Raw genomic sequence first — 1,241 nt, 5'->3', positions numbered from 1 at the left:
GATGATCTCTGCCTTGCGCCGCAGCTTTTCATGGAAGGAATAGAAGCGCTGCTCTGACACTGCCTTCGAGAGATGACGATTCTTTATCATGCCGGTCACGTTGAGGTCTTCCACCGTGATGAAGCGTGGTTTTTGCTCGACCAGTGCGTGGATGACCTGATTCTCGTGATTGCGGCGGAGATTCGCCAGCCGCTGATGCAGTTTCTGTACCGATGATTTCTTTTTCTCTATGTTTGCAGAGGCAGTAGCAGTACTACCACCTTTCCTCTTTCGCATCTCGTACTTGCGGCTGAGGCGCCTCTGCTCTCTTCTCAGCCGTTTCTCGAGCCGTCTGGCTCGGGAAGACATATTGATATTCTCAAAAATCCTACCATCGCTGACGATGGCAAGCGATTTGACGCCAAGGTCCACACCGATGCCATCCGACTGCGGACGGTACGATGCTTCTAGGTCATTGTTGTAGCGGCTCATCTCATCAATCTCTGCTGTGACCGAGACGTAGTAGCGGCCCGCTTCATAGGAAACATGCCCATTCTTGATGGTCACGCCTTGCGGCAAGTAGCCAAACTCTTTCAGACGCACCTTGCCGATGGTCGGAATCTGGATCTTATGACGCCAGATGGTCCAGTCGCCCTTGTTGTTCTTCGGGAAGTAGAGCTTTACATTCTGCTGGTTCTTCCGCTTGAAACGTGGAAAGTGCGCTTGTCCCTTGAAGAAGCGCCTGAACGCCTGCTCTGCATTGACGAGGACCTTCTTGCGCGCCTTGGAGCCGCACTGGTCAATCCAAGGGAGTTTCTTCTTCAGCACATGGTTGACGTACTTGTCGAAGTCATTGGCGGTGACGAAACGGCGCTGCTTCTCATCGAGGACGCCGCGCTGATACAGGCGGTACAGCCAGATGTTGCGGGCGATGTACTGGTTCGCGAGAAAGCGGCAGATGCCGAGTGAACGGCGAACTTTATCCTTCTGCCGTTCGGTGAGACGGAGCTCTGTCTTGAATGCCTTCAGCAAGTTCCTCATCTCCTTCAATCTGCTTCTTGTACTTACGTAACCCATAAAGCCGACAAGAAAATACATGAAGTATACTGACGATATCCTGCACCAGCTCTTCCTGCGGGGACAGCTTCTCGTTCTTCACGACCACGATCCTCCACGTTGAACTTCTTGCAGAACCGCTACAAACCAATCCGAACCCGAATCGGAACAAAACGATCGCGGTGCGACACGAGGATCATCCTACG

2 protein-coding genes are annotated in these 1,241 nt (G+C 52.7%); both read right to left on the bottom strand.

Annotation, left to right across the window (positions count from 1 at the left end; all coding sequences use genetic code 11):
• Positions 1-1,020, bottom strand: a 1,020-nt coding sequence (locus MITSMUL_RS02130; RefSeq protein ID WP_050751623.1) for an RNA-guided endonuclease InsQ/TnpB family protein, incomplete at its 3' end; no start/stop codon positions are given.
• The gene (locus MITSMUL_RS13200; protein WP_211205205.1) at positions 959-1,138 is read right to left on the bottom strand and encodes a hypothetical protein; all 180 of its coding nucleotides are present in this window, start codon (positions 1,136-1,138) and stop codon (positions 959-961) included. The genes MITSMUL_RS02130 and MITSMUL_RS13200, both read right to left, overlap by 62 nt.
• Positions 1,139-1,241: the final 103 nt, after the last annotated feature.

Source organism: Mitsuokella multacida DSM 20544 (assembly GCF_000155955.1).
In the GTDB taxonomy this organism is placed as follows: Bacteria; Bacillota; Negativicutes; order Selenomonadales; family Selenomonadaceae; genus Mitsuokella; species Mitsuokella multacida.
Note: the sequence above shows the minus strand (reverse complement) of the source record. Positions and strands in the feature narration are given on the sequence as shown.